Genomic DNA, 22,731 nt, shown 5'->3' with positions numbered 1-22,731 from the left:
GCCGACTAGGCTGAAAGTCCGAATCGCGCGCCGACAGGCGAGAGCAACCAAGTCGAGACCAAGACGCAATCAACACGGCAAGGGGACCACTCATGCAACCCGGAGGCACGCCCGACATGTCGGCCCTGCTTGCGCAGGCACAGCAGGTACAACAGCAGCTCATGGAGGCGCAGGAAGCGCTGGCCAATTCCGAGGTGCACGGCCAGGCCGGCGGCGGGCTGGTGCAGGTGACGGTCAAGGGCAGCGGCGAGGTGATCGCGGTGGCGATCGACCCCAAGGTCGTCGATCCCGAGGACGTCGAGACCCTGCAGGACCTCATCGTCGGCGCCCTCGCCGATGCCTCCAACCAGGTGACCACGCTGGCGCAGAGTCGCCTGGGCCCGCTGGCCGGCGGGTTGAGCGGGTTCGGACTTCCGGGGCTCTGAGTGTTCGAAGGCCCGGTACAGGATCTGATCGACGAGCTCGGCAAGCTCCCCGGGATCGGGCCCAAGAGTGCGCAGCGGATCGCGTTTCACCTATTGAGCGTCGAGCCGCCGGACATCGATCGGCTGACCGCGGTGTTGGGCCGCATCCGTGACGGCGTCACGTTCTGTGCGGTGTGCGGCAACGTCTCCGACGAGGAACGCTGCCGGATCTGCAAGGACCCCCGCCGGGACGCCTCCCTGGTGTGCGTGGTCGAGGAGCCGAAGGACGTGCAGGCCGTCGAACGCACCCGCGAGTTCCGGGGCCGCTACCACGTGCTGGGCGGCGCACTGGACCCGTTGTCCGGCATCGGGCCCGATCAACTGCGCATCCGAGAACTGCTGAACCGCATCGGAGAACGCGTCGACGGCGTCGACGTGGCCGAGGTGATCATCGCGACCGACCCCAACACCGAGGGGGAGGCCACGGCCACCTATCTGGTGCGGATGCTGCGCGACATCCCGGGCCTCACCGTCACCCGCATCGCGTCGGGTCTGCCGATGGGCGGTGACCTGGAGTTCGCCGACGAGCTCACCCTGGGCCGGGCGTTGGCCGGCCGCCGCGCCATGGCCTGATTTTTTTCGCCTGTTCGCCGAAACGGTATTCCAGCAGCAGAAGTACGAGTAGCTGCCTGCCGGAATACCGTTTCGGCGAGTTTGTCGCACCCCCCCGGCCAGGATCGGCACATGGGGGAGGTACTCGTGGGCAGCGAAGCCGTCGCCAACGGCGTCGTGACCCGACATGAGTTGCAGCGTTGGTATCGACCGATTTACCCGAATGTCCACACCCCTCGAAATCGTGTGCCGTCGCTGCGGGACAGGACTGTGGGTGCATGGCTGTGGAGCCATCGGGAAGGCGTCGTGTCAGGGGTTGCGGCGTCAGCCCTGCACGGAGCTGAATGGGTCGACGACGATGTCGAGATCGAACTCGTCTGGGACTGCACTCGTCCACCCGACGGCATCGTCGTCAGGAACGAACGCATTGCTGATGACGAGGTGACCTGTGTCTCGGGCATACCGGTGACGACACCTGCGCGCACGGCGTTCGACCTTGGGCGATTCCTGCCGCGGAGGAAGGCTGTTGAACGGCTGGACGCCCTGATGCACGCGTGCCCGTTCTCCGCTGAGGACGTCCTCATGCTTACCAAGCAGTACCGAGGTGCCCGCGGGGTGGCAAAGCTGAAAGCCGTGCTTCCGTTGGTCGACGGAGGCGCGCAGTCACCTCCGGAGTCTCGGCTGCGGCTGCTCTACATCGATGCCGGGTTGCCGCGGCCGACGACCCAGATCGCCATCGCCGACGAGTGGGGACGCGTGGTTCGCACAGTCGATATGGGCTGGGATGACTTCCAGGTCGCCTCGGAGTACGACGGTGGCCAGCACCAGACAGACCGTGCCCAGTACGTCAAGGATCTGCGAGTGTTGCCGAAGCTGGAGCAACTCGGTTGGGATGTCATGCGAGTCATCAAGGAGGACCGCGAAGCTCAGGTGGTCCAGCGGGCTTACCGGGCGTTGAAGGCACGTGGATGGGACGGCACCCTCCGCGAAACTGTATTCCAGCCGAGAAAGTGCGGGTAGGAAGCTGCCGGAATACAGTTTCGGCGGCTCCCGTGGCGAGCCAGTAACGTCGAGTCATGCCCGACCTACTCCAGATGGCGCCCTCGCTCTACCGTCTGCGCATCCCAGGTGGCCAGGCTCATCTACTCAACTGCTACCTGTGGACCGAACCCGACGGCGTGACGCTGATCGACGCCGGCTGGCCGGACAGCGCCGATTTGATCGCCGACGCCCTCACCGAACTCGGCCTGCGGCGGATTCACGTCAAGCGCATCGTCCTCACGCACTTTCACGAGGACCACAGCGGTGCGGCCGCCGAGATCGCGGACTGGTCTGACGTCGAGGTCATCGCCGGTGCGGCCGACGCCGGGTACGTGCGTGGCGAGCCGGGTCCGATTCCGGTGCTGACCGACTCGGAGCGGACGCTCCGCCCGGATCTCGTGGAACCGCCGAACGGCCCGGCATGCCAGGTGGACCGGGTGGTCGGCGACGGCGACGTTCTCGACTTCGCCGGCGGGGCAAGGGTGATCGGTGTGCCCGGCCATACTCCCGGCAGCATCGCGCTGTATCTCCCGGCGGCGGATGCCGTGCTCACCGGAGACACCGTCGCAGAGTTCAACGGTCAGGTGATCGCGGGTGTCTTCAACGTCGACCGCTCAGAGCTCACCGACTCGGTGTCCAGGATCGCCGCCACCGGTGCACAGATCGCCGGATTCGGCCATGGCGAGCCGATTCTCAGTGATGCCGCCGCCAAGATCGCCGCTGCGGTCGACGTTTTCGCCTGACCGCTACACCCGGCGCGGGGCGGCCAACCGCTCGCGACGCAGCAGATCGACCTCCGGCAGCTGCAACGGCGGCAGCTCGCCGACCACCTGCGACAGCAGATGATCGGCCAGTTCCGGGTTGCGGGCCAGGCACGGGCCGTGCAGGTAGGTGGCCACCACACTGCCTTGCACCGCGCCGTCGTAGCCGTCGCCCAAACGGTTGCCTGCCCCTTTGGTGACGGCGGCCAGCGGTCTGGCGTCCGGACCCAGAACCGTTCCGCCGCGGTGGTTTTCGAAACCGGTCAGCGGCTGGGTGAGGCCCTCGAGCAGGGGAGTGGAAGCCACCTCGCCGATGGTGCGGGTCTCCTGCGGCGACGTCGTGACGTCGAGCAGCCCAACACCTTCGACCCGCTCCCCGGCAGAGGTCTCGTACCAGTGGCCGAGCACCTGGATCGCCGCGCAGATCGCGAGCACCGGCGCACCACGCGAAACCGCTTGCTGCAGACCGGGATACCGGATCAGATGCTTGGTCGCCAGCCGCTGCGCGTAGTCCTCGGCGCCGCCGAGGGTGTACAGATCCAGCGAGTCGGGCACCGGATCGGCGAGCGTGATCTCCACGATCTCGGCGTCGATTCCGCGCAACCGCAACCGCTGCTGCAGCACCACGGCGTTGCCGCTGTCGCCGTAGGTGCCCATCACGTCGGGCAGCACCAGCCCGATCTGCACAGGGGCCTTGTTGCTCCTCGCGTGCGCGCCACTCATGAGATCCGCCGATTCAGTTGCAGGAAGGCCGTGTAGTTGGCGATCACCTCGACGTGCCCGGGCGGGCAGGAGTCGATCGCGGCGACGGTGTCGTGCACCAGGGAATGCTCGACGCCGGCGTACCCGAGCCGCACGGCCAGATCCGTCCCACGCTCCCCGGCGGCGACGACGACCGTGTCGTCGAAATGCTCGAACCGCACGTCCCACAGCCAGGACAGGTCCTCACCGTCGGGCACCTGCCCGTTGACCGAGATGACCACCCCGGCGCCGTGCTTGTCCACCATCGACAGGGCCTCCTGCCAGCCGGCCGGATTCTTGGCCAGCAGGATCCGCGCGGTGTGCGAGCCGATCTGCACGGTGCGGTACCGCCCGGCCACCTCGTCGACGCCGGAGACCGCGGCCACCGCGGCGGCGGGATCGGCGCCCAGCGCCACGGCCGCCGCGACCGCCTGGGTGGCGTTGCCGCGGTTCACGGCGCCCGGCAGGGCCAGAGTCATCGGCAGCGTGAGGCCGTCGGGACCGTAGATGTGGGTGTCGTCGAACCACCACTGCGGGCTGGGACGCTTGAAGTCGCTTCCGGTGGAGTGCCAGTCGCGTCCGTTGCGCTCGATGATCTCGCCGGACCGCGGGCAGCTGACCGAGTCGCCGGACCAGCTGCCGCCGGCAGCCACCCACACCACGTTGGGGCTGTCGTAGGCGGCCGAGGTCATCAGGACGTCGTCGCAGTTGGCCACGATCACCGCATCGCGATGACGGGCCAGACCGCCGCGCAGGGTGCGCTCGATGTGGTTGATCTCACCCACCCGGTCCAACTGGTCGCGGGACAGATTGAGCAGCACGATCACCGACGGGTTCACCGCATCGCTGACGTGCGGGACGTGCATCTCGTCGACTTCCAGCGCCGCCAGCGTGGCATCGCGGGCTCCGGCCAGTGCCGCCACCAGGCCGGCGTCCATGTTGGCGCCCTCGGAGTTGCTGGCCACCGGGCCCAGCGTGGCCAGGGCGGCCGCGGTCATCCTGGTGGTGGTCGATTTGCCGTTCGTGCCGGTCACGACGACGCTGCGGCGGTCCTGGCCCAGTTGACGCAGGATCGAGCGGTCTAGCGTCATCGCCACCAGCCCGCCGATCATCGCGCCCGCGCCGCGTCCGGTGACCCGCGACGCCCAGCGCGCGGTTGATCCGGCGGCCAGTGCGGCACGCCCGCGAAGGGTCAGCATTCCGGCGATTTTAGGGGCACGACACGCGTGTGTGCCGCCCGAGGTTGTCGGGCTCGCGTGCCATCCTGGCGATTATGAGCAGCGCGTGGGGCAGGCCGGCGTCCGAGCCGGGCACGGGCTGGGCCGTCGTCGACGTGGAGACCACCGGGTTCCGGCCCGGGCAGGCCCGCATCGTCAGCGTCGCCGCCCTTGCCGTCGGTGATGACGGCAATGTCGAGCGCAGTGTGGCTTCCTTGCTGAACCCTGGGGTCGATCCCGGGCCCACCCATGTACACGGACTGACGGCCGAGATGCTGGAGGGTCAGCCGACCTTCGCAGACGTCGTCGACGAGGTGAGCGACATTCTGCGAGGACGCACGCTGGTGGCCCACAACGTGGGCTTCGACTACAGCTTCCTGGCCGCAGAGGCCGAACTGGTCGGCGCGGAACTGCCGGTCGACAGCGTGATGTGCACGGTCGAGTTGGCCCGCAGGCTGGCGCTGGGCACCGAGAACCTGCGGCTGGAGACGCTGGCCGCGCACTGGGGCGTGAGCCAGATGAAGCCCCACGATGCCCTCGACGACGCGCTGGTGCTGGCGCAGATCCTCAAGCCCACCTTGGCCCGGGCTCGCGACCGCAAGGTCTGGCTGCCGCTGCGGGAGGTGAGCAGGCGCCGCTGGCCCAACGGTCACGTCACCCATGAGGAGCTGCGGCCGCTGAAGGTTCTGGCCTCGCGGTTGCCGTGCGAGTACGCCAACCCCGGCATCTACGTGCCGGGGCGGCCACTCGTCCAGGGCATGCGGGTGGCGCTGTCGGCGGAGGTGGCCCGCACCCATGAGGAGCTCATCGAGCGCATCCTGCACGCCGGGCTGGCCTACACGGACCTGGTGGACCAGCAGACCTCGCTGGTCCTCTGCAACGAGCCCGCACCCGATCAGGGCAAGGGCTACCAGGCCGTGGAGGTGGGGGTGCCGATCCTCGACGACGAGACGTTCATGGGCCTGCTGGCCCACGTCGTCGGCGGGGCGAACATCGAGGAGTTCGTCGACACCGCACCTGAAAGCGATCAGTACACGCTGTTTTAGCTCAGTGCCTTGGCCTTCAGCCCGTCGAACTCGGCCTGGCTGATGGTGCCGGCATCCAGCAGAGCCTTGGCGTCGGCGATCTCCTGAGCCGGGGACCGACCCGCGGCCTGGCGGATGTAGTCGTCGGTCTCTTTCTTGGCCGCCAGCGCAGCCGCCTGTGCCCGCTCGGACATGCCCTTGCCCCGGGCGATCAGGTACACCAGCGCGGTGAGCCACGGCAGCAGGATCAGGAAGACCACCCACACGGCCTTCACCCAGCCGGAGGTCTTGTGATCACGCCAGAACAGGTCGGTGAGGATCTGGAACAGGACCAGCAGGTATGCGATCCAGGCGAAGATGATCAGGAAATGCCAGAGGAAATCCCAAGTCGAACCCCAGTCCATGGACTGCTCCTTGTAGTTGACCGTGGCGTAGTGATCTACGCCAGCGTCAGCTAACCACGCGCCGCGCGGTTGACGGCAGATACGACGGCGCGAAGTGATGCAGTTGTGATCGAAGTCGCGATGCCGACGCCCCAGACCGTCCTGCCGCCGATCGACGCCTCGACATAGGCCGCGGCCTGCGCCTCTTCACCCGAGGACATGGCGTGCTCGGAGTAGTCCAGCACATTGATGTCGTAGCCGATGGCGCCGAGTGCATCGACGAAGGCCGCCAGCGGGCCGTTGCCTGCACCGACGATCTCGCGCTCGACGCCGTCGATCTTGACGATGGCGGTGATGGTGTCGGTGCCGCCGTCGATCTCGGAGGCCACCACCTTCTGGCGGATGCGTTCCAGCGGGGTGATCGGGGCCAGGTACTCCTCGGAGAACGCGTCCCAGATCTCCTTGGGCGACACCTCGCCGCCCTCGCCATCGGTGATCTGCTGAATGGCCTGGCTGAACTCGATCTGCAGCCGGCGCGGCAGCGACAGGCCGTGGTCGGCCTTCATGATGTAGGCCACGCCGCCCTTGCCGGACTGCGAGTTGACCCGGATCACGGCCTCGTAGGTGCGGCCGACGTCCTTGGGATCGATCGGCAGGTACGGCACCTGCCACAGGATGTCGTCGACGTCGGAATCTGCCTCGTCCGCCGAGATCTTCATGGCGTCCAGGCCCTTGTTGATGGCGTCCTGGTGGCTGCCGGAGAACGCGGTGTAGACCAGGTCACCGCCGTAGGGGTGACGCTCGTGCACGGGCAGCTGGTTGCAGTACTCGACCGTGCGCCGGATCTCGTCGATGTTGGAGAAGTCGATCTGCGGATCGACCCCGCGGCTGAACATGTTCAGGCCCAGGGTGACCAGGCAGACATTGCCGGTGCGCTCGCCGTTGCCGAACAGGCAGCCCTCGATCCGGTCGGCGCCGGCCTGGTAGCCCAATTCGGCTGCGGCAACGCCGGTTCCGCGGTCGTTGTGCGGGTGCAGGCTCAGGATGATCGAGTCGCGCGGGGTCAGGTGCCGGCTCATCCACTCGATCGAATCGGCGTACACGTTCGGGGTGGCCATCTCGACGGTGGCGGGCAGGTTGACGATCAGCGGCCACTCGGGGGTGGGCTTGACGATGTCGGCGACTGCGTTGCACACCTCGACGGCGTAGTCCAGCTCGGTGCCCGTGTAGGACTCGGGGGAGTACTCGAAGCGCCAGCGGGTCTGCGGGTACTTCTTGGCCTCCTCGACGCACATCTGGGCGCCGTCGGTGGCGATCTTCTTGACGGCGTCGCGGTCGGCGCGGAACACCACGCGGCGCTGCAGGATCGACGTCGAGTTGTAGAAGTGCACGATCGCCTGCGGGGCGCCGGCACAGGCCTCGAAGGTGCGCTCGATCAGCTCGGGCCGGCACTGGGTCAGCACCTGGATGGTCACGTCGTCGGGGATCGCGCCGTCCTCGATGATCTCGCGGACGAAGTCGTAGTCGGTCTGGCTGGCGGAGGGAAAGCCGACCTCGATCTCCTTGTAGCCCATCCGGACCAGCAGGTCGAACATGCGGCGCTTGCGCGCGGGGCTCATGGGGTCGATCAGGGCCTGGTTGCCGTCACGCAGGTCGACGGCGCACCACATGGGTGCCTTGTCGATGACGCGGTCCGGCCAGGTGCGGTCGAACGGGACGCCGGTGCCGAAGGCCGGGCTGCCGCCGGGAACCTCGTCGGCGAAGCTGCGATAGCGGGTGACCGGCATGGATGAGCCGCGCTGGGTGTTCCACACGGGCTGTCCGGGGTTGGGGGTGCCTGCCGGCGTCTTGATCTCGCGCACCGAACTGAAGGCATCTACAGAGATGTCGGGGGTGGTCATGGTTTTGCTCCGGGAGTTTGAAGGGGACCCGACCGGCGCATCGCAAAAACCCGCGACAGGAAGCCGGTCTGATCAGACCCCGTCGCGGCGTCCGAGAAGGAGCACCCGCTGCACGCGCTCAACTGTACTCCGCGGCAATCCCAGGCCAAAACTCGCGGTTGACGTGCACTGCCTCCGATCGGGGGAACGCAACTTCAGCAGCCTCATCGCCCGATCGCCGGACAGACCCGGGACCGTCTGGATCGCATTCTTGTCTCAGCGGCCGAACAAGCCGCAACAACAATCGAAAACCCAACTGAGACAGAAGGATTCACGATCATGACCAAGTTCACCAAGGCTCTGGCACTGCCCATCCTGTCCGCGGGCGTCTTCGGCGCCGTCGCGCTCGGCCTGGCCGGTACGGCCGCCGCCCAGGAGCCGCACGGCTCGGGCAACCTCTACAGCCCGGATACCTACGCGACCCCGGCTCCCGGCATGAAGCCCGGCTGGCACAACCACCACGGCCCGCAGCGGATTCTCAGCGTGTACGAGTGATGCCCACGGCGGTGTCACACCTGCGAATCGGGGAAGGCGATCACCGACAGGAACCGGATCGGCAGTTCGATCAGGTCCACCGGTCCGTGAGCGCCTTCCCCGTCGATCTGCAAGGAGTCGCCCGGCTGCAACCGGTAGACCGAGCGGCTGTGGCTGTAGTCCATGACGCCCTCGAGCATGTAGATGAACTCGGTGCCGGGATGCTGGAACAGCGGGTACGTCTGGCTCTTCTCGGTCAGCGTGACATGCAGGCATTCCAGCCGTTTGTGCTCGCCGCGCAGCGAGCTGAGCAGCTGATATTCGTGCCCCTGCTTGGTGCCGTTGCGCACGATCTCCGGACCGGTGCCCGCCTTGACGAAGGCCGCCGGACGTTCGACGTCGGCCCCGCGGAACAGGCTGGTCACCGGAACGTCGAGGCCTTTGGCGAGCAGCGCGAGGGTGGACAGACTGCAGGAGGTCTGGGCGTTCTCGATCTTGGAAAGCATCGCCTTGGAGATGCCCACCCGCGCGGCCATGTCGGCGACGGTGAGCCCATGTTGCTGGCGCAGTTGCCGGACGTTGCGCCCGATCGCTGCCTCGAACTCCAGTTCCTCGACGGGCGCGTGCGGATCGCGATCGCGGGCTGTGCCGGCATTGCGGAGCAGGTCGCTCACTGCACTCCCGTCTATCGCATCTCCCCGGCACCGACGTACGGATACCGGCTTGTGAGCAAATTGTCCTCTGCGAACCGGGTGAGCCGGAAATCTGACTCGGGGATCCGCGGGTCGCGGCTGTGTCCCTCGGTCACCAGGTCGGCGACCAGCCTGCCGACCGCCGGCGCGATCTTGAACCCGTGCCCGCTGAATCCGGCCGCCAGCAGCAGGCCGTCGATTCCGGTCGTGGAGATCACGGGATTCCAGTCCGGGGTGACGTCGTAACAGCCGGCGTAGCTGCCGGTGATCGCCGCGTCGGGGAATCCGGGAAATCGAGTGCCGACCTTGTCGACGGTCAGGTCGATGAAGCCGTCGGTGGCCCGGTTCAGGTAGTTGTCCGGGTCGGCGGGCTCCAACTCGGCCAGATCGGAATTTCCGAACAGCAGCTCGCCGTTCGGCTCGGGCCGGATGTACTGCAGCGATACCAGGTCGGAGAAGACCGGTACGGGGCCGGTGTCCAATCCGGGTTTGATCGTCACGATCTGTTCCCGGTGCACCCGGATCGGGACGTCGACGCCGTAGGGCGCCAGGAACGGCCGGGTCCAGACACCGGTGGCGACGACGACGGTGCCTGCCGTGACCCGGGTGCCGTCGACCAGCTCGACACCGGTGACTCGGTCCCCGTTGACGATCAACCCGGTCACGGTGGCGCCCTGGTGGATTCGTACCCCGGCGGCTCTGGCCGACACCGCGAACGCCTGCGCGGTCTGGTAGGCGTCGCCGTACCCGCCGCGGGCCTCCCACCCGAACGCCGCGAACGGTTCCAGATCGGCCCACGGCCACATCTTGGCCACTTCGGCAGCGTCGATCTCCTCGGTCTGCACCCCGACCTCGCGTTGGGCGGCCAGGCTCTTGCGCAGGTTGTCGACGTTGGGTGCCCCGACACCGACGACATAGCCGGGCTGCCGGAACCCGATGTCGGTGCCGAAGTACTCCTCGGCGTTCTCGAACACCTCTAGGCCGACGGTGGCCATCGCGGCCAGTGAGCTGACCCCGTAGTGGCAGCGCACGATCCCGCTGGATTTCCCGGTCATCCCGGCGCCGACGGTATTGCGCTCCAGCACAGTCACATCGGTGACGCCGCGCTGACTCAACGCCCACGCGGCCGCCGCGCCCTCCAGTCCGCCGCCGACGATGACGACGTCTGCGGTGGCGCTCACTGGCCCGGAATCCAGTTCGTGCCGGCCAGCGGTACCCGAGCCATCGCGGCCGCCTCGATGGTGACCGCCACCAGATCTTCGGGCTCCAGGTGACACACGTGGGCCTTACCGCAGGCCCTGGCGATGGTCTGGGCTTCCATGGTCAGCACTCGCAGATAGTTGGCCAGCCGGCGGCCGCCCTCGATGGGATCGAACCGGGCCGCCAGCTCCGGGTCCTGGGTGGTGATGCCGACCGGATCGCGGCCGTCCTGGAAGTCGTCGTAGAAACCGGCTGCGCTGCCGAGCTTCTCGTACTCGGCGGCGTAGCGGGGATGGTTGTCGCCCAGCGCGATCAGCGCGGCGGTGCCGATCGCGACGGCATCGGCACCCAGCGCGAGGGCCTTGGCCACGTCGGCCCCGGTGCGGATGCCACCGGACACGATCAATTGCACCTGTCGGTGGACGCCGAGCTCCTGCAACGCCTGCACGGCCTGCGGCACCGCCGCCAGGGTCGGGATGCCCACGTGTTCGATGAACACCTCCTGGGTGGCCGCCGTCCCGCCCTGCATCCCGTCGACCACCACCACGTCGGCCCCGGCATGCACAGCCAGCTTCACGTCGTAGTAGGTACGGGTGGCCCCGACCTTGACGTAGATCGGCTTCTCCCAGTCGGTGATCTCCCGCAGCTCGTTGATCTTGATGGTCAGATCGTCGGGGCCGGTCCAGTCCGGATGGCGGCATGCGCTGCGCTGGTCGATGCCTTCGGGCAGCGTGCGCATCTGGGCCACTCGCGGGGAGATCTTCTGCCCCAACAGCATTCCACCGCCGCCGGGTTTGGCGCCCTGGCCGAGCACCACCTCGATGGCATCGGCCTTGCGCAGGTCGTCGGGGTTCATCCCGTAGCGCGACGGCAGGTACTGGTACACCAGGTGCTTGCTCTGCCCGCGTTCCTCGGGGGTCATGCCACCGTCGCCGGTGGTCGTCGACGTGCCCGCCTCGCTGGCCCCGCGCCCCAGGGCCTCCTTGGCCGGCCCGGACAGCGCACCGAAGCTCATGCCCGCGATGGTGACCGGGATATCCAGGTGCAGAGGGTGTTTGGCGTGGCGACTGCCAAGGATGACGTCGGTGCCGCAGCGTTCCCGGTAGCCCTCCAGGGGGTAGCGCGACATCGACGCGCCCAGGAAGAGCAGGTCGTCGAAGTGGGGCAGGCGGCGTTTGGCGCCCCAGCCGCGGATGTCGTAGATGCCGGTCTCGGCGGCCCGTTGGATGTCGGCGATCGTGGATCGATCGAAGGTGGCGGATTCACGCATCAGTAGGCACTCGCATTGTCGACGTGGAAGTGGTAGAGGTTTCGGGCCGAGCCGTAGCGGGTGTAGCCCGCGGTGTCGTCTTCGCTGAAGCCGCTGGCGGACAACAACTCCGCGAGCTCGGCATGGTGCTCGGGGCGCATCGGTTTGGCGACGCAGTCGGCTCCCAGCGAGGCCACCTCGCCGCGCACGTAGATGCGGGCCTCGTAGATCGAGTCGCCCAGCGCCTCTCCGGCGTCGCCGCGCACCACGAGCCGGCCGGCCTGGGCCATGAACGCGCTCATGTGGCCGATGTTGCCGCCCACCACGATGTCCACGCCCTTCATCGAGATGCCGCAGCGCGCAGCGGCATCTCCCTCGATGACCAGCAGGCCGCCGTGCGCGGTGGCACCCGCGGACTGCGAGGCGTTCCCGGTGACGCGCACCGTGCCGCTCATCATGTTCTCGGCTACGCCCGTCCCGGCGTTGCCGTTGATGGTGACCTCGGCGAGCTGGTTCATCCCGGCGGCGTAGTAACCGACGTGGCCTTCGACCGTTACCCGCACCGGGGCGTTGAGGCCGACGGCCACATTGTGGGCGCCGTCGGGGTGGGCGATGACGTACTCACCTTCGACGCCCGGCTGATGCAGTGCGGCGTTGACCTCGCGCAAAGGCGTTGTGCGCAGGTCATATCCGACTAGCGTGGCTGCTATCTGGTCCATGCGTAGACCACCTCCGGTTCCGGTTCCCAAATTCGTGCCTGCTCGACCCCGGGCAGCCCGGCGAGGGCGCGGTACTCGCTGGCCATCGCCACCCAGTCGGCGGTTTCGGCGATCACCGCGGGCTTGCAGGCGATGGCGTCGCGGACCACCGCGAACGAGTCGTGATCGGAGACCAGCAGCGTGTAGAAGCCGTCGAAGGTGGCGCAGAGCTCCTTCAACGCGGTGGCTACGTCACGGCCGGCGGCCAGCTGTTCGGCGACGAACCGGGCGCCTACCTCGGTGTCGTTCTCGCTGTCGAACACCACCCCGGCCCGGCGCAGTTCGCGGCGGATGGTGGCGTGGTTGGCGAAAGATCCGTTGTGTACCAGGCATTGTCCGGGGCCGACGGTGTAGGGATGGCAGCCCGACGGCGTCACCGCCGACTCGGTCGCCATCCGGGTATGCCCGACGCCCTGCCAGCCCTGTGCCTTGGAAAGACCCCACGCCTCGGTGAGTGAGCGGGGATGGCCGACCCCCTTGAGCACCGCCAGATCGGGGCCGAACCCGGAGATCAGCGCGGTCGGGTAGGCAGCGCGCACGAGGGCCAGCAGCTCCTCGGACTCCATGTCTGCCGACAGCAGGTAGGTCGAATCGACCTGCACCACATCCACATCCGGGCCCAGATCGGGCTTCTCGGGAACATCGGTGACCGAGACGCAACCCTGCCCGTAGGGCGACCATTCGGGGTCCCCGTAGACCGCGATGCCCGCCGAGTCGGCGCCGCGATCCGACATCTCGCCCAGCATGGCGGCGAGCAGCTCGCCGAGGCGCGGATACAGCTCCGGTGTGCGCAGGTGTAGTCCCACGATCCCGCACATATGTTGTCTCCCTTCTAGAAGGCCGTCAGGTACTGGTCGATTTCCCACGGCGTGACGGTGCCGTGGTAGGCGAAGAACTCCTCGCGTTTGACGCCGGCGAAGTAGGAGGCGACGCCCTCGCCGGCGACGTCGAGCACGCCGGTGACGATCGGATCGGTCTCCAGTGATTCGACCGCGTGCAGCAGGGTGGGCGGCAGTGCCGCCCGTCCCTGGGCGCCCACCGCGCCCGGGTCGAGGCTGCGTTTGACGCCGTCGAGCCCGGCGCCCAGGGCCGCGGCGATCGCCAGATACGGGTTGGCCGAGCCGTCGCCGCCACGCAACTCGATGCGTTGACTGTCGGGCACCCGGATGTAGTGGGTGCGGTCGTTGCCGCCGTAGCTGGGCTTGCGTGGCGCCCATGACGCGCCCGATGCGGTCGAGGTAGCCCCGGTCCGCTTGTAGGAGTTGACGGTTGGGGCGACGACGGACTGCAGTGCGCAGGCGTGGTCGAGGATGCCGCCGATGAACGCGTAGGCGGTCTCGGACAGGCCGAGGCCCCGCTCGTCTGCCTCGGCTGGGAAGACCGGGGTCCCGCCGCTGGTCAGTGACAGGTGCAGATGCAGGCCGCTGCCGGTGCGGTCGCTGAACGGCTTGGGCATGAAGGTGGCCACCATGTCGCGCTCGGCGGCGATCATCGACAGCAGGTAGCGCAGCGTGATCACCCGGTCGGCCGTGGTCAGGGCGTCGGAGAACTCGAAGTTCTGCTCGAACTGGCCGTTGCCGTCCTCGTGATCGTTGGCGTAGTTGGACCAGCCGAGGGTGTTCATCGCCGTCGAGATCGCCGTCAGGTGCTCATACATCCGGGTGACGCCGCGCGCGTCGTAACAGGGCTGGGCGGCGGTGTCGGCCGCATCGGCGGTGGCCAGAACGCCATCGGCGTTGCGTCGCAATAGGAAATACTCGACCTCGGCGCCCACCCAGGGCTCGAACCCGGCGTCGGCGGCGCGCTGGATCAGGCCCTTCAGGATCACCCGCGGCGCATACGGCCACGGTGCGCCCCCGACATGGGGGTCGCAGTGCACCAGGGCCAGGCCCTCCTTGATGAACGGTATCGGGGTGAACGAGGCCGGATCGGGGATCGCGATCAGGTCGGGGTCTTTGGGCTCCTGGCCCATGGCGCCGACGGCGTAGCCGGCGAAGCCGACGCCCTCGGTGGCCAGGAGTTCGACGGATTCGACGGGAACCAGTTTGGCGCAGGGCTTTCCGCGCAGGTCCACGAACAACGCGAGGATGAACTTGGTGCCGGATTGTTCGGCGAGGGTGGCGAGATCGGAGGGCATAGCACCAGCACTTTCGTCTCTTGTTGAGAATCACGGTATCACGGTAGGAAACTTCGGCAAGTCGAGAAAACCCCGGTGACCGGCTGCCGTGGGAGCGGTCCACGGCAGCCGGGCCGGGGAATCATGGTTCAGATCAGGCGAATTCGAGCTCGTAGGCCGAATCGCGGTGGAACGCGGTGTCGATACCCTTCTCCTCTTCCTCGGCGGAGATCCGAATGCCGATGGTCTTCTTGAGCACGTAGGCGATGGCGAATGCGACCGCGAACGAGTAGGCGGCCACCGCACCCGCGGCGATCGCCTGCTTCCACAGCTGGTCGAGTCCGCCGCCGTAGAACAGGCCGCTGACCTTGCTCGGCATGGCCTCGCTGGCCAGGAAGCCGATCAGGAGAGTGCCGATCACGCCGCCGACCAGGTGGACACCCACCACGTCCAGCGAGTCGTCATAACCGAGCTTCTCCTTGAGGCCGACGGCCAGGATGCAGACCGCGCCCGCGATGGCACCCAGGATGATGGCGCCGACGGGAGTGACCGCGCCGCAGGCCGGGGTGATGGCGACCAGGCCCGCGATGGCCCCGGACGCGGCGCCCACGCCGGTGACGTGGCCGGTCTTGAGCTTCTCGACCGAGATCCAGGCCAGGGTGGCCGCGCAGGTGGCGACGAAGGTGGTCACCATGACGATCGCCGCGGAATTGCCCGCGGCCAGGGCGGATCCACCGTTGAAGGCGTACCAGCCGGCCCACAGCATGCCTGCGCCCAGCAGTGTCAGCGGGACGTTGTGCGGCTTGCGCAGCTGGCCGAACATGGCCGACTTGCCGAGCACGATGGCCACCGCCAGCGCTGCGGCGCCGGCGTTGATGTGCACCGCGGTGCCGCCGGCGAAGTCGATGGCGTGCAGCTTGTTGGCGATCCAGCCGCCCACGGAGTCGTCCGAGAACGTCTTGTCAAAGGCGAAAACCCAGTGTGCGACAGGGAAGTACACGAGGACCGCCCAGACGCCTGCGAAGATCATCCAGGCACCGAACTTCATCCGGTCGGCGACCGCTCCCGAGATCAGTGCCACGGTGATGGCCGCGAACAGCGCCTGGAAGAGGGAGAACAAGCTGACGGGCAGGCCGTTGACCGAGGTCATGGGCTCGACCAGATTCTTCATGCCGGCGAACTCGGTGATGCTGCCGAGCAGTCCGAGGTCGCCGTAGGACGTCCCGAACGCCATCGAGAATCCGAACAACACCCACAGCACGCCCACCAGGGCGACCGCGCCGAACGTCATCATCATCATGTTGGTCGAGCTCTTGACCGAGACCATGCCGCCGTAGAACAGGGCAAGTCCCGGGATCATCAGCGTGAGGCCGATGATGCAACACAGCATGAACGCCGTGGTTCCTGTATCCATCAACATCTCCTGGGGGTGGCGGCCCGGACGGGCCGATCACCGGCAGTAGATGATGTTTCTGTTACGTGGACCGACGCGTTGTGTTGCGGCGTCGTTAACGTCGCCGAGCGGCCGGTGAGGACCTCGTAACCCGAGCTTTATTTGCTGAAACGCAAGGGAAATCCGTATACCGCACCGTATACAGCCATGGATACAGCGTCATCCGCCCTCGGCGAGGAGTACGAGAACGAGCCCGTCCCGGTGTCCGCCCGCAAATCGCTTTTCGCGGTGTCGGCGGTGTGGGTCGGGTTCCCGATGATCATGACCTCGGCGGTGTTCGCCGGCATCGTGGTCTACAACCTCGGCTTCGTCACCGGGATGGCGGCGATCCTCGTCGGCGACCTGATCCTGATGGGCTATGTGGGCACGCTCAGTTACCTGGCCGGGCGCTCCGGCAAGAACTTCGCGCTCACTGCCGCGGACACCTTCGGCACCAAGGGTTTCCGCATCGTCTCCGCATTCCTGTCGGCGCTGGTGATCGGCTGGTTCGCGTTCCAGACCGGGATGGTGGGTTCGACGCTCAACCTGTCGATGGGCTGGAGCGCGCCGTGGATCACCTTGCTGGCCGGCGTGTTGTTCGTGGCGCTGACCTTCGTCGGGATCCGGGCGATCTCGTGGATCGGGGTGGTGGCCTCGGTGCTGTTCATCCCGCTCGGGGTGGTCGCCGTGGTGCTGGCCGCAGGCAGTGCCGGGCTCGGATCGGCCCTCAGCTATGGCGGCGGAGCCGGTGCGAGCGCGTTCAGCTTCGGCGTCGCCGTGACGATGGTGTTCGCATGCTTCGCCGATTCGGGCACCATGACAGCCGATTTCACGCGGTGGGCCCGCAACGGCAAGGAAGGTGCGCTGGCGGCGTTCGCCGCCTTCCCGGTCGCCTACTTCATCGCTCAGCTGGCCGGCGCGCTCGTGGTCGCACTCGGTGCCGCCGCCGCGCCTGGCACTGCCGGCGGCGATTTCCTGCATGTCCTGGTCAGCGCCGGGGGAGTCCTGGTGCCGCTGGCGATCGTGTTCGTCTTCGTCAACCTGGGCAGCGTATGTGCGCACTGCCTCTACAACGGGGCGGTCGGATTCGGCAATATCACCGGAAAGACCATGCGCCAGTTGACGATCGTGCTCGGCATCGTCGGTACCGTCGCCGCCGTCGCCGGCATCTGGTCGTACTTCGCGACCTGGTTGAACATCCTCGGGGTGCTGGTGCCCCCGATCGGCATCGTATTGATCCTCGACCAGCTGGTGTTCGCGCACCGGCGGGTCACCGCGGCACTGGCCTGGAAACCGTTCGCCGCGTGGGCAATCGGTGCAGGCGGAGCGCTGCTGACCCACTTCTACGCCCCTCAGCTGTCCGACGCGGTGGTGGCGATGGTGGTCGGCGGGCTGGCCTTCACCGTGCTGACGTACCTGCCGGCGCGCGCGTCGCAACCCGTCCTGGCGGGAGAGACCGCGTGATCACCATCGACGCCAACCCGTATGTCTGGCCCTACGACGGTGACATCCCCGCCGGCCACACCGCGTTGATCAACATCGACTGGCAGGTCGACTTCTGCGGCACGGGCGGATACGTCGACACCATGGGTTACGACCTGTCCCTGGTGCGCACCCCGCTCGGCCCTGCTCAGGAGGTGCTCGCCGCGGCCCGCGCCGCGGGGCTGTTCGTCATTCACACCCGCGAGGGTCACCGGCCCGACCTGTCGGACCTACCCGCCAACAAGCGCTGGCGTTCGGCTCAGATCGGGGCCGAGATCGGTTCGGCCGGACCATGCGGACGAATCCTCACCCGCGGCGAGCCGGGATGGCAATTGGTGCCCGAGATGGATGCTCTACCAGGCGAACCCGTCATCGACAAACCGGGCAAGGGCAGCTTCTACGCGACCGACCTCGACCTCGTACTGTGCAGCCGCGGCATCACGCACATCATCTTCACCGGCATCACCACCGACGTGTGTGTGCACACCACCATGCGCGACGCCAACGACCGCGGATATGAATGCCTCGTCGTCTCCGACGCCACCGGTGCCACCGACTACGCCAATCACGTTGCGGCGCTGAACATGATCACCATGCAGGGTGGGGTGTTCGGGGCGCATGCCGCCAGTGCCGACGTGGTGGCAGCGCTCAAGGAACTGCAATGACGTCGGTGCGGGTGGAGGAACCGGTCTCGCTGCGCGACCGCGTCTACCTCGACCTGGGCAAGAAGCTGATGGTCGGGGAGATCGACCACCGCACGCGGCTGGTCGAGTCCCAGCTGTGCGAGACGCTCAACGTGAGCCGGACGCCGCTGCGGGAGGCGCTGGTCCGGTTGCATGCGGACGGCATGCTCGAACGCAGGCCCGACGGGTACTACCCGATCGCGCTGGACATCCCGGGCGTCCGCGACCTCTACGAGCTGCGCATCACCATCGAGCTGCGCGGCATCACCCGGATCCTGGAAACCGGCGAGCTGCGCTACGACAAGGACCGGCTCGCGGCGTTGCGCGCAGAGTGGCTGGGGCTCAAGGCCAGCCCGCCCCCGCCGGACGGTGACATGGTGCTGCGCGACGAGTCTTTCCACGTCGAACTGTGCGCGGCATCCGGGAACAAGGCGATGGTCGCCACGCTCGACAACATCAACCGGCGGATCCGGTTGATCCGGATGTATGACTTCGTCACCGAGGAACGGGTGATCGCCACCATCGACGAGCACCTCCAGATCGTCGACCTGCTGCTCGACGACCAGCTCGACGCCGGCCGCACGGCCCTGCATGAACATGTCGGGGCGAGCTTCGAGGTGGTCGAACGTCGTGCCTTGCGGGCATTGAGCGCCAGGGCCCTTGGCCAGTCGGTCACCTCACTGGAGGCGCTCTGGAAGTAGGGGTGGCTTCAGCTACGGCCCTTGCAGTCGTTGGGGACGGACGTCGATGTGAATCGGTCGTTGATCCAAGTCATCGTCGTGGCGGAATCCAGCTGGGGTTGTGGGTCTTTGCGGATCGTGATGGTGTCGCCTAGCTTGCATGCCGCGTTGAGTGCCCGGTCGGTCCAGGCGGCCGGGCTGACCGGTTCGGTGCCGCTGTACGCGACCAGCATTGGAGCCCGTGTCGGCCCCTGCGGCAAGTTGACCTTTTGTAGGAATCCGCGCAGGGTGTCCAGGGCTTCTGCGGAGGTGGGTCGCAGATCTTCGGGTGGGATTTGGGCTGCGACCTGAACGGCGGTGGGTGCTGGTTGGCAGCCGAGCAGGTTGTCCCATTGCTGTTGGGCGACGCCGCGCCGGAAGTCGTCAAGGTCGATCGCCTCGGGATATGCAGCTTCCAGTCCGGCCAGGAATCGAGCGAGGACCACCTTCTGCTCGTTGTTCAACGTGGCGTTCTCCGCGGCGTCGGCGAGACCGTCGAGGTCGGTCATGGGCGACACGCTCACTGATCCCGCGAGTTCGAGCTCGTATGAATAGTTGTCGGCGAGCTCATTGGCGGCCCACGCGGCCTGGCCGCCCTCGGCTATACCCATCGTGAGCCATGCACCTGACGTTTGTGGGACTGCGATGCGCGCCGCCTGAGCTCCGTCGACCAAGTTGTACGCGGCCGTCGTCGAGTCCAAATATGGGTGGTACTGCGGTTCGGTGTCATCACCGGTGGAGGGATGGCCCAGCCCCTGGAAGTCCGGAACTGCCACGACGTATCCGGCTTTCAGCAACGCCACGACAGTCGGGACAACGCCGAGGAGGCTAGCGGAGAGAGACGGGGCGCATTCAGGAGCAGTCCCGGTGGCTCCGGGTGCCAGAGCGACGATCGGGAATCCGTCTTCTGGCGCGTCTCCTTTTGGGGTAAATACGGAAGTGGTGACCGTTGATTGGGTGTCGTCGATCCCCGATCGCGAGATATGGGTGATCAGATCGATCGACGCGGCAGCATCGCGGAGGGGTTCGGCAGCGTTCGTCGCAGGAACGGAACCGAGGTTATGGGGCGCTTCTTCCTCGGGCTGCTCGGTCTTGTCTGACGTTCCACACCCGGCGAACACCAGCGTGGCAGCCGAGAGTGCGACCAACCCTCTGTACCCCTTGCGCATCAGCAGATCTCTCCTCGTCCTAGGTCGACACAACAACATTCAGCGATGTCGACTGGTGCAGTCCTACTAGCCGGTGGCGCCGGGCAACTGCCGATCTCGCACACCCGGGGTGCCGAGCGTACTTGCCAGCCACGGCAGAGCTGCATCGAAAGCCGCGCTGGCCGATTGGAAGTCATGCGCGCCCTTGTAACCGACCACCGAGCATTCGATGTTGTAGCCGCTGAGCAGCGCACACAGCTTGTTCGCGTTGGGTGCGTGTTCTTCCGAGTAGGTGTCCCAGTCGGCGATCGAGTCCTCGGAAGGCGGCGTCGTGCTGGCGTCGCGGTGGACGGTCGGTGTGTCATCTGCGACGCCGAGCCATGCCGACAAGTCGTCGTACGGGCCGTGGCGGGTGATGATCGTCTTGGGGTCGAACGATTCCCAGGCATGTTCGTCGCCTCCGAAGAGCCGTGCGACAGTCTGGTCCTTCGTGCCCGCATTGGGACCCAATGTGCCGTCGAGCCAGACGAACGCACTGAACATGTCGGGGTTACGGACTGCGGTGAGCAGGGAGCAGGTAGCCCCCGTGGACCAGCCCACCAGCCCCCAGTTCTCCGGCTTCGAGCTGACCCCGAACCGGGAGATCATGTAGGGCACCACGTCTTTGGTGAGATGTGCTGCGGCGTTGCCGCGCACGCCGTCGACGCATTCGGTGTCGTTGTTGAATTTCCCTGAGATGTCCGGGAACACCACGATGGGAGCATTGCCGTGATGCAGTGCCGCGAAGTCGTCCAGCGTCTGAAGCGCTTCCGTGGACTGAAGCCAGTCGTTGGGATGGTTGAACTCTCCACCCATCATGATTACAGCGGGCAGTTGCGGTGGTGGGTTGCTGGAGAACCACGCCGGCGGGAGGTACACCACCTCGGTCCGGTGTGCGAAGCCCGAAGCGTCGGCGGGGATGTTCACCCGCACGACCGTGCCGCGGGTCGGTACCTCCCCCTTCTGCTGCAGCGCCGCGATTTCGGCTTCGTCGATCCATTGTTCCGGCTCAGTCTGGGTTACCCGCAGCCACGCTGCCCGGACGGTGGGAAAGTAACCGGTCGCCGTATTGAGCGCTGCGAACCCGCACACGACCACCAACACCACCGACAGAACCGCCACCAGCCGTCGCCACCATTCAGACCCGCGCCATCCTGCGATCAAGACCGTTGCAGTGAACCCGAGCATGGCAGTCCAGAACACCGTTCCGAACGCGATGGCGTCGGCCGACCAACCCTGATCGCGGACGATCAGTCGTGCGGCCGCCGCCAGGCCCACCCCAGCGAGTACCGCGACGAGCAGCCATCGCCGCAGCCATTCTCGGGACCGTCCACGTCCGATCGCGACCACGATCGCCACCAGTGCGAGAAGCTGCAGGGTTATCGGAATCAGACCGCTGGTCAGGGACAGGTTCATGAGATATGGCCCTCGCAATCACTTGGGGCGGGTGTCGATGTGAATCGGTCGTTGATCCAAGTCATCGTCGTGGCGGAATCCAGCTGGGGTTGTGGGTCTTTGCGGATCGTGATGGTGTCGCCTAGCTTGCATGCCGCGTTGAGTGCCCGGTCGGTCCAGGCGGCCGGGCTGACCGGTTCGGTGCCGCTGTAGGTAACCAGCATCGGCTTCATCGCCGGTGCCTGTGGCAGATTGACCTTTTGTAGGAATCCGCGCAGGGTGTCCAGGGCTTCTGCGGAGGTGGGTCGCAGATCTTCGGGTGGGATTTGGGCTGCGACCTGAACGGCGGTGGGTGCGGGTTGGCAGCCGAGCAGGTTGTCCCATTGCTGTTGGGCGACGCCGCGCCGAAAGTCGTCAAGGTCGATCACATCGGGATATTCGGCGTGCAATGCGGCGACCAAGCGAGCGAAGGCTACCTTCTGGTCGTTGTTCAACGTGCCATTCTGTGCGCTGTCTGCGAGACCGCTGATATCCGACAACGGCGAAACGCTCACCGAGCCTACGAAGTTCAGGTGATAGTCGTAGTTGTTGGCCAGTTCGTTGGCGGCCCAGGCGGCCTGCCCGCCCTCGCCGATACCGATTGCCAGCCACGAATCCGAGGTCTGCGACACCGAGGTACGCGCTGCCTGCGCCGCGTCGACCATGTTGTATCCAGCCGTCGTGGAGTCCAGATACGGGTTGTACGTATTCTTTCCGCCGCTGTTTGCGTCAGGCTTCCCCAGCCCTTGAAAGTCAGGAACGGCCACGACGTAACCGGCTTTCAGCAACGTGGCCACAGTCGGTGCCAAGTCGAGAAGAGTCGGTGAGAGGGACGGTGCGCAATTTGGCGTGGTTCCGGTGGTTCGATGCGCCAGTGTGACGATCGGAAACCCTCCTTCCGGAGGATTCCCCTTGGGGACGAAAATCGACGTATTGAACCGAGATTCGGTGTCATCGATGCCTGATCGCGAGATGTGGGTCTCGATGTCCATCGAGGCCGCGGCATCGCGTAGCGGCGCGGCGACTGTGGCCAAAGTGTTGGGACTGACGCCGGCGAGCCAGTCTTTGCCTGGGTCGGTGGTAGATGGGTCAGAATTCGCTGAGCCGGCTTTGGGGTCGATTCGTTGAGATTCTGTTCCGCAGCCGGTGAACGCCAACGCGGCTGCGGTCATCAGAGTAAG

At 66.7% G+C, this 22,731-nt stretch carries 23 protein-coding genes; 9 read left to right on the top strand and 14 right to left on the bottom strand.

Translation table 11 applies throughout. The annotated features are described in order from the left end of the window. Positions 1–92: 92 nt before the first annotated feature. The 4 genes from G6N57_RS03820 to G6N57_RS03805 all read left to right on the top strand — a co-directional run bounded on the left by G6N57_RS03820 (position 93) and on the right by G6N57_RS03805 (position 2,800). Positions 93–425 carry a YbaB/EbfC family nucleoid-associated protein gene (locus G6N57_RS03820; RefSeq protein WP_065462900.1) on the top strand — a complete coding sequence of 111 codons (333 nt, stop codon included), beginning with the start codon at positions 93–95 and terminating at the stop codon, positions 423–425. Next, positions 426–1,037, top strand: coding sequence for a recombination mediator RecR (gene recR / locus G6N57_RS03815; RefSeq protein WP_075923608.1), 612 nt, complete (start codon positions 426–428; stop codon positions 1,035–1,037). Between the two features lie 111 nt (positions 1,038–1,148). Next, on the top strand, positions 1,149–2,036 hold the full coding sequence (locus tag G6N57_RS03810; protein WP_077738553.1) for a type IV toxin-antitoxin system AbiEi family antitoxin: 888 nt from the start codon (positions 1,149–1,151) through the stop codon (positions 2,034–2,036). Positions 2,037–2,092: 56 nt separating this feature from the next. Continuing rightward, positions 2,093–2,800 (top strand): MBL fold metallo-hydrolase, encoded by a 708-nt coding sequence (locus tag G6N57_RS03805; protein ID WP_077738554.1) that lies wholly within the window; start codon positions 2,093–2,095, stop codon positions 2,798–2,800. A 3-nt stretch (positions 2,801–2,803) separates the two neighbouring features. On the opposite strand, the gene G6N57_RS03800 is transcribed toward G6N57_RS03805, so the two are convergent. After that, complete coding sequence (locus G6N57_RS03800) at positions 2,804–3,541, bottom strand: type 1 glutamine amidotransferase (RefSeq protein ID WP_077738555.1); 738 nt, start codon at positions 3,539–3,541, stop codon at positions 2,804–2,806. Further along, positions 3,538–4,758: a Mur ligase family protein gene (locus tag G6N57_RS03795; protein WP_065515444.1), complete on the bottom strand. Its 1,221-nt coding sequence runs from the start codon at positions 4,756–4,758 to the stop codon at positions 3,538–3,540. The genes G6N57_RS03800 and G6N57_RS03795 overlap by 4 nt, the downstream gene beginning before the upstream one ends. A gap of 74 nt (positions 4,759–4,832) precedes the next feature. Here G6N57_RS03795 and G6N57_RS03790 point away from each other — a divergent pair, with 74 nt between their 5' ends. Continuing rightward, entirely contained in the window at positions 4,833–5,822 is a 990-nt protein-coding gene (locus G6N57_RS03790; protein ID WP_077738557.1) for a DEDDh family exonuclease, read from the top strand. Here G6N57_RS03790 and G6N57_RS03785 read toward each other — a convergent pair. Both G6N57_RS03785 and leuA read right to left on the bottom strand, forming a co-directional pair. After that, positions 5,819–6,205 carry an SHOCT domain-containing protein gene (locus G6N57_RS03785; RefSeq protein WP_077738558.1) on the bottom strand — a complete coding sequence of 129 codons (387 nt, stop codon included), beginning with the start codon at positions 6,203–6,205 and terminating at the stop codon, positions 5,819–5,821. The genes G6N57_RS03790 and G6N57_RS03785 overlap by 4 nt on opposite strands. Before the next feature lie 50 nt (positions 6,206–6,255). Further along, positions 6,256–8,085: a 2-isopropylmalate synthase gene (gene leuA / locus G6N57_RS03780; RefSeq protein WP_077738560.1), complete on the bottom strand. Its 1,830-nt coding sequence runs from the start codon at positions 8,083–8,085 to the stop codon at positions 6,256–6,258. A gap of 318 nt (positions 8,086–8,403) precedes the next feature. Here leuA and G6N57_RS03775 point away from each other — a divergent pair, with 318 nt between their 5' ends. Beyond that, positions 8,404–8,619: a hypothetical protein gene (locus G6N57_RS03775; protein WP_075923599.1), complete on the top strand. Its 216-nt coding sequence runs from the start codon at positions 8,404–8,406 to the stop codon at positions 8,617–8,619. Between the two features lie 14 nt (positions 8,620–8,633). Here G6N57_RS03775 and G6N57_RS03770 read toward each other — a convergent pair whose 3' ends face one another. The 7 genes from G6N57_RS03770 to G6N57_RS03740 form a co-directional block, all read right to left on the bottom strand. Next, a complete protein-coding gene (locus tag G6N57_RS03770; RefSeq protein WP_075923597.1) occupies positions 8,634–9,272 on the bottom strand; it encodes a type II toxin-antitoxin system RelB family anti-toxin in 639 nt (212 codons plus the stop codon). Between the two features lie 11 nt (positions 9,273–9,283). Further along, entirely contained in the window at positions 9,284–10,471 is a 1,188-nt protein-coding gene (locus G6N57_RS03765) for an NAD(P)/FAD-dependent oxidoreductase (RefSeq protein WP_077738561.1), read from the bottom strand. Beyond that, the gene (locus tag G6N57_RS03760; RefSeq protein WP_077738563.1) at positions 10,468–11,760 is read right to left on the bottom strand and encodes an FMN-binding glutamate synthase family protein; all 1,293 of its coding nucleotides are present in this window, start codon (positions 11,758–11,760) and stop codon (positions 10,468–10,470) included. Before G6N57_RS03760 ends, G6N57_RS03765 begins: the two co-directional genes overlap by 4 nt. Next, positions 11,760–12,458 carry a GltB/FmdC/FwdC-like GXGXG domain-containing protein gene (locus G6N57_RS03755; RefSeq protein ID WP_077738565.1) on the bottom strand — a complete coding sequence of 233 codons (699 nt, stop codon included), beginning with the start codon at positions 12,456–12,458 and terminating at the stop codon, positions 11,760–11,762. The genes G6N57_RS03760 and G6N57_RS03755 overlap by 1 nt, the downstream gene beginning before the upstream one ends. Continuing rightward, positions 12,446–13,315, bottom strand: coding sequence for a class II glutamine amidotransferase domain-containing protein (locus tag G6N57_RS03750; RefSeq protein ID WP_077738567.1), 870 nt, complete (start codon positions 13,313–13,315; stop codon positions 12,446–12,448). The genes G6N57_RS03755 and G6N57_RS03750 overlap by 13 nt, the downstream gene beginning before the upstream one ends. A gap of 14 nt (positions 13,316–13,329) precedes the next feature. Then, positions 13,330–14,634: a type III glutamate--ammonia ligase gene (gene glnT, locus G6N57_RS03745; RefSeq protein WP_077738569.1), complete on the bottom strand. Its 1,305-nt coding sequence runs from the start codon at positions 14,632–14,634 to the stop codon at positions 13,330–13,332. A 133-nt stretch (positions 14,635–14,767) separates the two neighbouring features. Beyond that, positions 14,768–16,027, bottom strand: a complete 1,260-nt coding sequence (locus G6N57_RS03740) for an ammonium transporter (RefSeq protein WP_077741628.1) — start codon at positions 16,025–16,027, stop codon at positions 14,768–14,770. Positions 16,028–16,213: 186 nt separating this feature from the next. On the opposite strand from G6N57_RS03740, the gene G6N57_RS03735 reads away from it, so the two are divergent. Genes G6N57_RS03735 through G6N57_RS03725 form a run of 3 tightly spaced genes read left to right on the top strand, consistent with a single transcriptional unit; the run spans position 16,214 to position 18,911 of the window. Further along, the gene (locus G6N57_RS03735; protein ID WP_077738571.1) at positions 16,214–17,509 is read left to right on the top strand and encodes a cytosine permease; all 1,296 of its coding nucleotides are present in this window, start codon (positions 16,214–16,216) and stop codon (positions 17,507–17,509) included. Continuing rightward, a complete protein-coding gene (gene biuH, locus G6N57_RS03730; protein WP_077738573.1) occupies positions 17,506–18,192 on the top strand; it encodes a biuret amidohydrolase in 687 nt (228 codons plus the stop codon). The genes G6N57_RS03735 and biuH overlap by 4 nt, the downstream gene beginning before the upstream one ends. Beyond that, positions 18,189–18,911: a GntR family transcriptional regulator gene (locus tag G6N57_RS03725; RefSeq protein ID WP_077738575.1), complete on the top strand. Its 723-nt coding sequence runs from the start codon at positions 18,189–18,191 to the stop codon at positions 18,909–18,911. Before biuH ends, G6N57_RS03725 begins: the two co-directional genes overlap by 4 nt. Before the next feature lie 8 nt (positions 18,912–18,919). Here the strand turns inward: G6N57_RS03725 and G6N57_RS03720 are convergent, their stop codons facing one another. The 3 genes from G6N57_RS03720 to G6N57_RS03710 all read right to left on the bottom strand — a co-directional run bounded on the left by G6N57_RS03720 (position 18,920) and on the right by G6N57_RS03710 (position 22,722). Continuing rightward, the gene (locus G6N57_RS03720) at positions 18,920–20,098 is read right to left on the bottom strand and encodes a lipase family protein (RefSeq protein ID WP_220098784.1); all 1,179 of its coding nucleotides are present in this window, start codon (positions 20,096–20,098) and stop codon (positions 18,920–18,922) included. Positions 20,099–20,164: 66 nt separating this feature from the next. Beyond that, complete coding sequence (locus G6N57_RS03715; protein WP_077738577.1) at positions 20,165–21,532, bottom strand: alpha/beta hydrolase; 1,368 nt, start codon at positions 21,530–21,532, stop codon at positions 20,165–20,167. Continuing rightward, positions 21,529–22,722, bottom strand: coding sequence for a lipase family protein (locus tag G6N57_RS03710; protein ID WP_162563889.1), 1,194 nt, complete (start codon positions 22,720–22,722; stop codon positions 21,529–21,531). Before G6N57_RS03710 ends, G6N57_RS03715 begins: the two co-directional genes overlap by 4 nt. Positions 22,723–22,731 lie beyond the last annotated feature (9 nt).

The organism is Mycolicibacterium boenickei, assembly GCF_010731295.1.
GTDB lineage: Bacteria > Actinomycetota > Actinomycetes > Mycobacteriales > Mycobacteriaceae > Mycobacterium > Mycobacterium boenickei.
This window is presented reverse-complemented; position numbering and strand designations above follow the sequence as displayed.

What these genes read in the sequence shown, in the direction of transcription:
- G6N57_RS03750 (WP_077738567.1), bottom strand. Translation starts at nt 13,315, where the DNA reads ATGTGCGGGATCGTGGGACTACACCTGCGCACACCGGAGCTGTATCCG.
- G6N57_RS03790 (WP_077738557.1), top strand. Translation starts at nt 4,833, where the DNA reads ATGAGCAGCGCGTGGGGCAGGCCGGCGTCCGAGCCGGGCACGGGCTGG.
- glnT (WP_077738569.1), bottom strand. Translation starts at nt 14,634, where the DNA reads ATGCCCTCCGATCTCGCCACCCTCGCCGAACAATCCGGCACCAAGTTC.
- G6N57_RS03720 (WP_220098784.1), bottom strand. Translation starts at nt 20,098, where the DNA reads ATGCGCAAGGGGTACAGAGGGTTGGTCGCACTCTCGGCTGCCACGCTG.
- G6N57_RS03760 (WP_077738563.1), bottom strand. Translation starts at nt 11,760, where the DNA reads ATGCGTGAATCCGCCACCTTCGATCGATCCACGATCGCCGACATCCAA.
- G6N57_RS03735 (WP_077738571.1), top strand. Translation starts at nt 16,214, where the DNA reads ATGGATACAGCGTCATCCGCCCTCGGCGAGGAGTACGAGAACGAGCCC.
- G6N57_RS03795 (WP_065515444.1), bottom strand. Translation starts at nt 4,758, where the DNA reads ATGCTGACCCTTCGCGGGCGTGCCGCACTGGCCGCCGGATCAACCGCG.
- G6N57_RS03805 (WP_077738554.1), top strand. Translation starts at nt 2,093, where the DNA reads ATGCCCGACCTACTCCAGATGGCGCCCTCGCTCTACCGTCTGCGCATC.
- G6N57_RS03755 (WP_077738565.1), bottom strand. Translation starts at nt 12,458, where the DNA reads ATGGACCAGATAGCAGCCACGCTAGTCGGATATGACCTGCGCACAACG.
- G6N57_RS03820 (WP_065462900.1), top strand. Translation starts at nt 93, where the DNA reads ATGCAACCCGGAGGCACGCCCGACATGTCGGCCCTGCTTGCGCAGGCA.
- leuA (WP_077738560.1), bottom strand. Translation starts at nt 8,085, where the DNA reads ATGACCACCCCCGACATCTCTGTAGATGCCTTCAGTTCGGTGCGCGAG.
- G6N57_RS03710 (WP_162563889.1), bottom strand. Translation starts at nt 22,722, where the DNA reads ATGACCGCAGCCGCGTTGGCGTTCACCGGCTGCGGAACAGAATCTCAA.
- G6N57_RS03715 (WP_077738577.1), bottom strand. Translation starts at nt 21,532, where the DNA reads ATGAACCTGTCCCTGACCAGCGGTCTGATTCCGATAACCCTGCAGCTT.
- G6N57_RS03785 (WP_077738558.1), bottom strand. Translation starts at nt 6,205, where the DNA reads ATGGACTGGGGTTCGACTTGGGATTTCCTCTGGCATTTCCTGATCATC.
- G6N57_RS03725 (WP_077738575.1), top strand. Translation starts at nt 18,189, where the DNA reads ATGACGTCGGTGCGGGTGGAGGAACCGGTCTCGCTGCGCGACCGCGTC.
- G6N57_RS03775 (WP_075923599.1), top strand. Translation starts at nt 8,404, where the DNA reads ATGACCAAGTTCACCAAGGCTCTGGCACTGCCCATCCTGTCCGCGGGC.
- G6N57_RS03800 (WP_077738555.1), bottom strand. Translation starts at nt 3,541, where the DNA reads ATGAGTGGCGCGCACGCGAGGAGCAACAAGGCCCCTGTGCAGATCGGG.
- G6N57_RS03740 (WP_077741628.1), bottom strand. Translation starts at nt 16,027, where the DNA reads ATGGATACAGGAACCACGGCGTTCATGCTGTGTTGCATCATCGGCCTC.
- G6N57_RS03810 (WP_077738553.1), top strand. Translation starts at nt 1,149, where the DNA reads ATGGGGGAGGTACTCGTGGGCAGCGAAGCCGTCGCCAACGGCGTCGTG.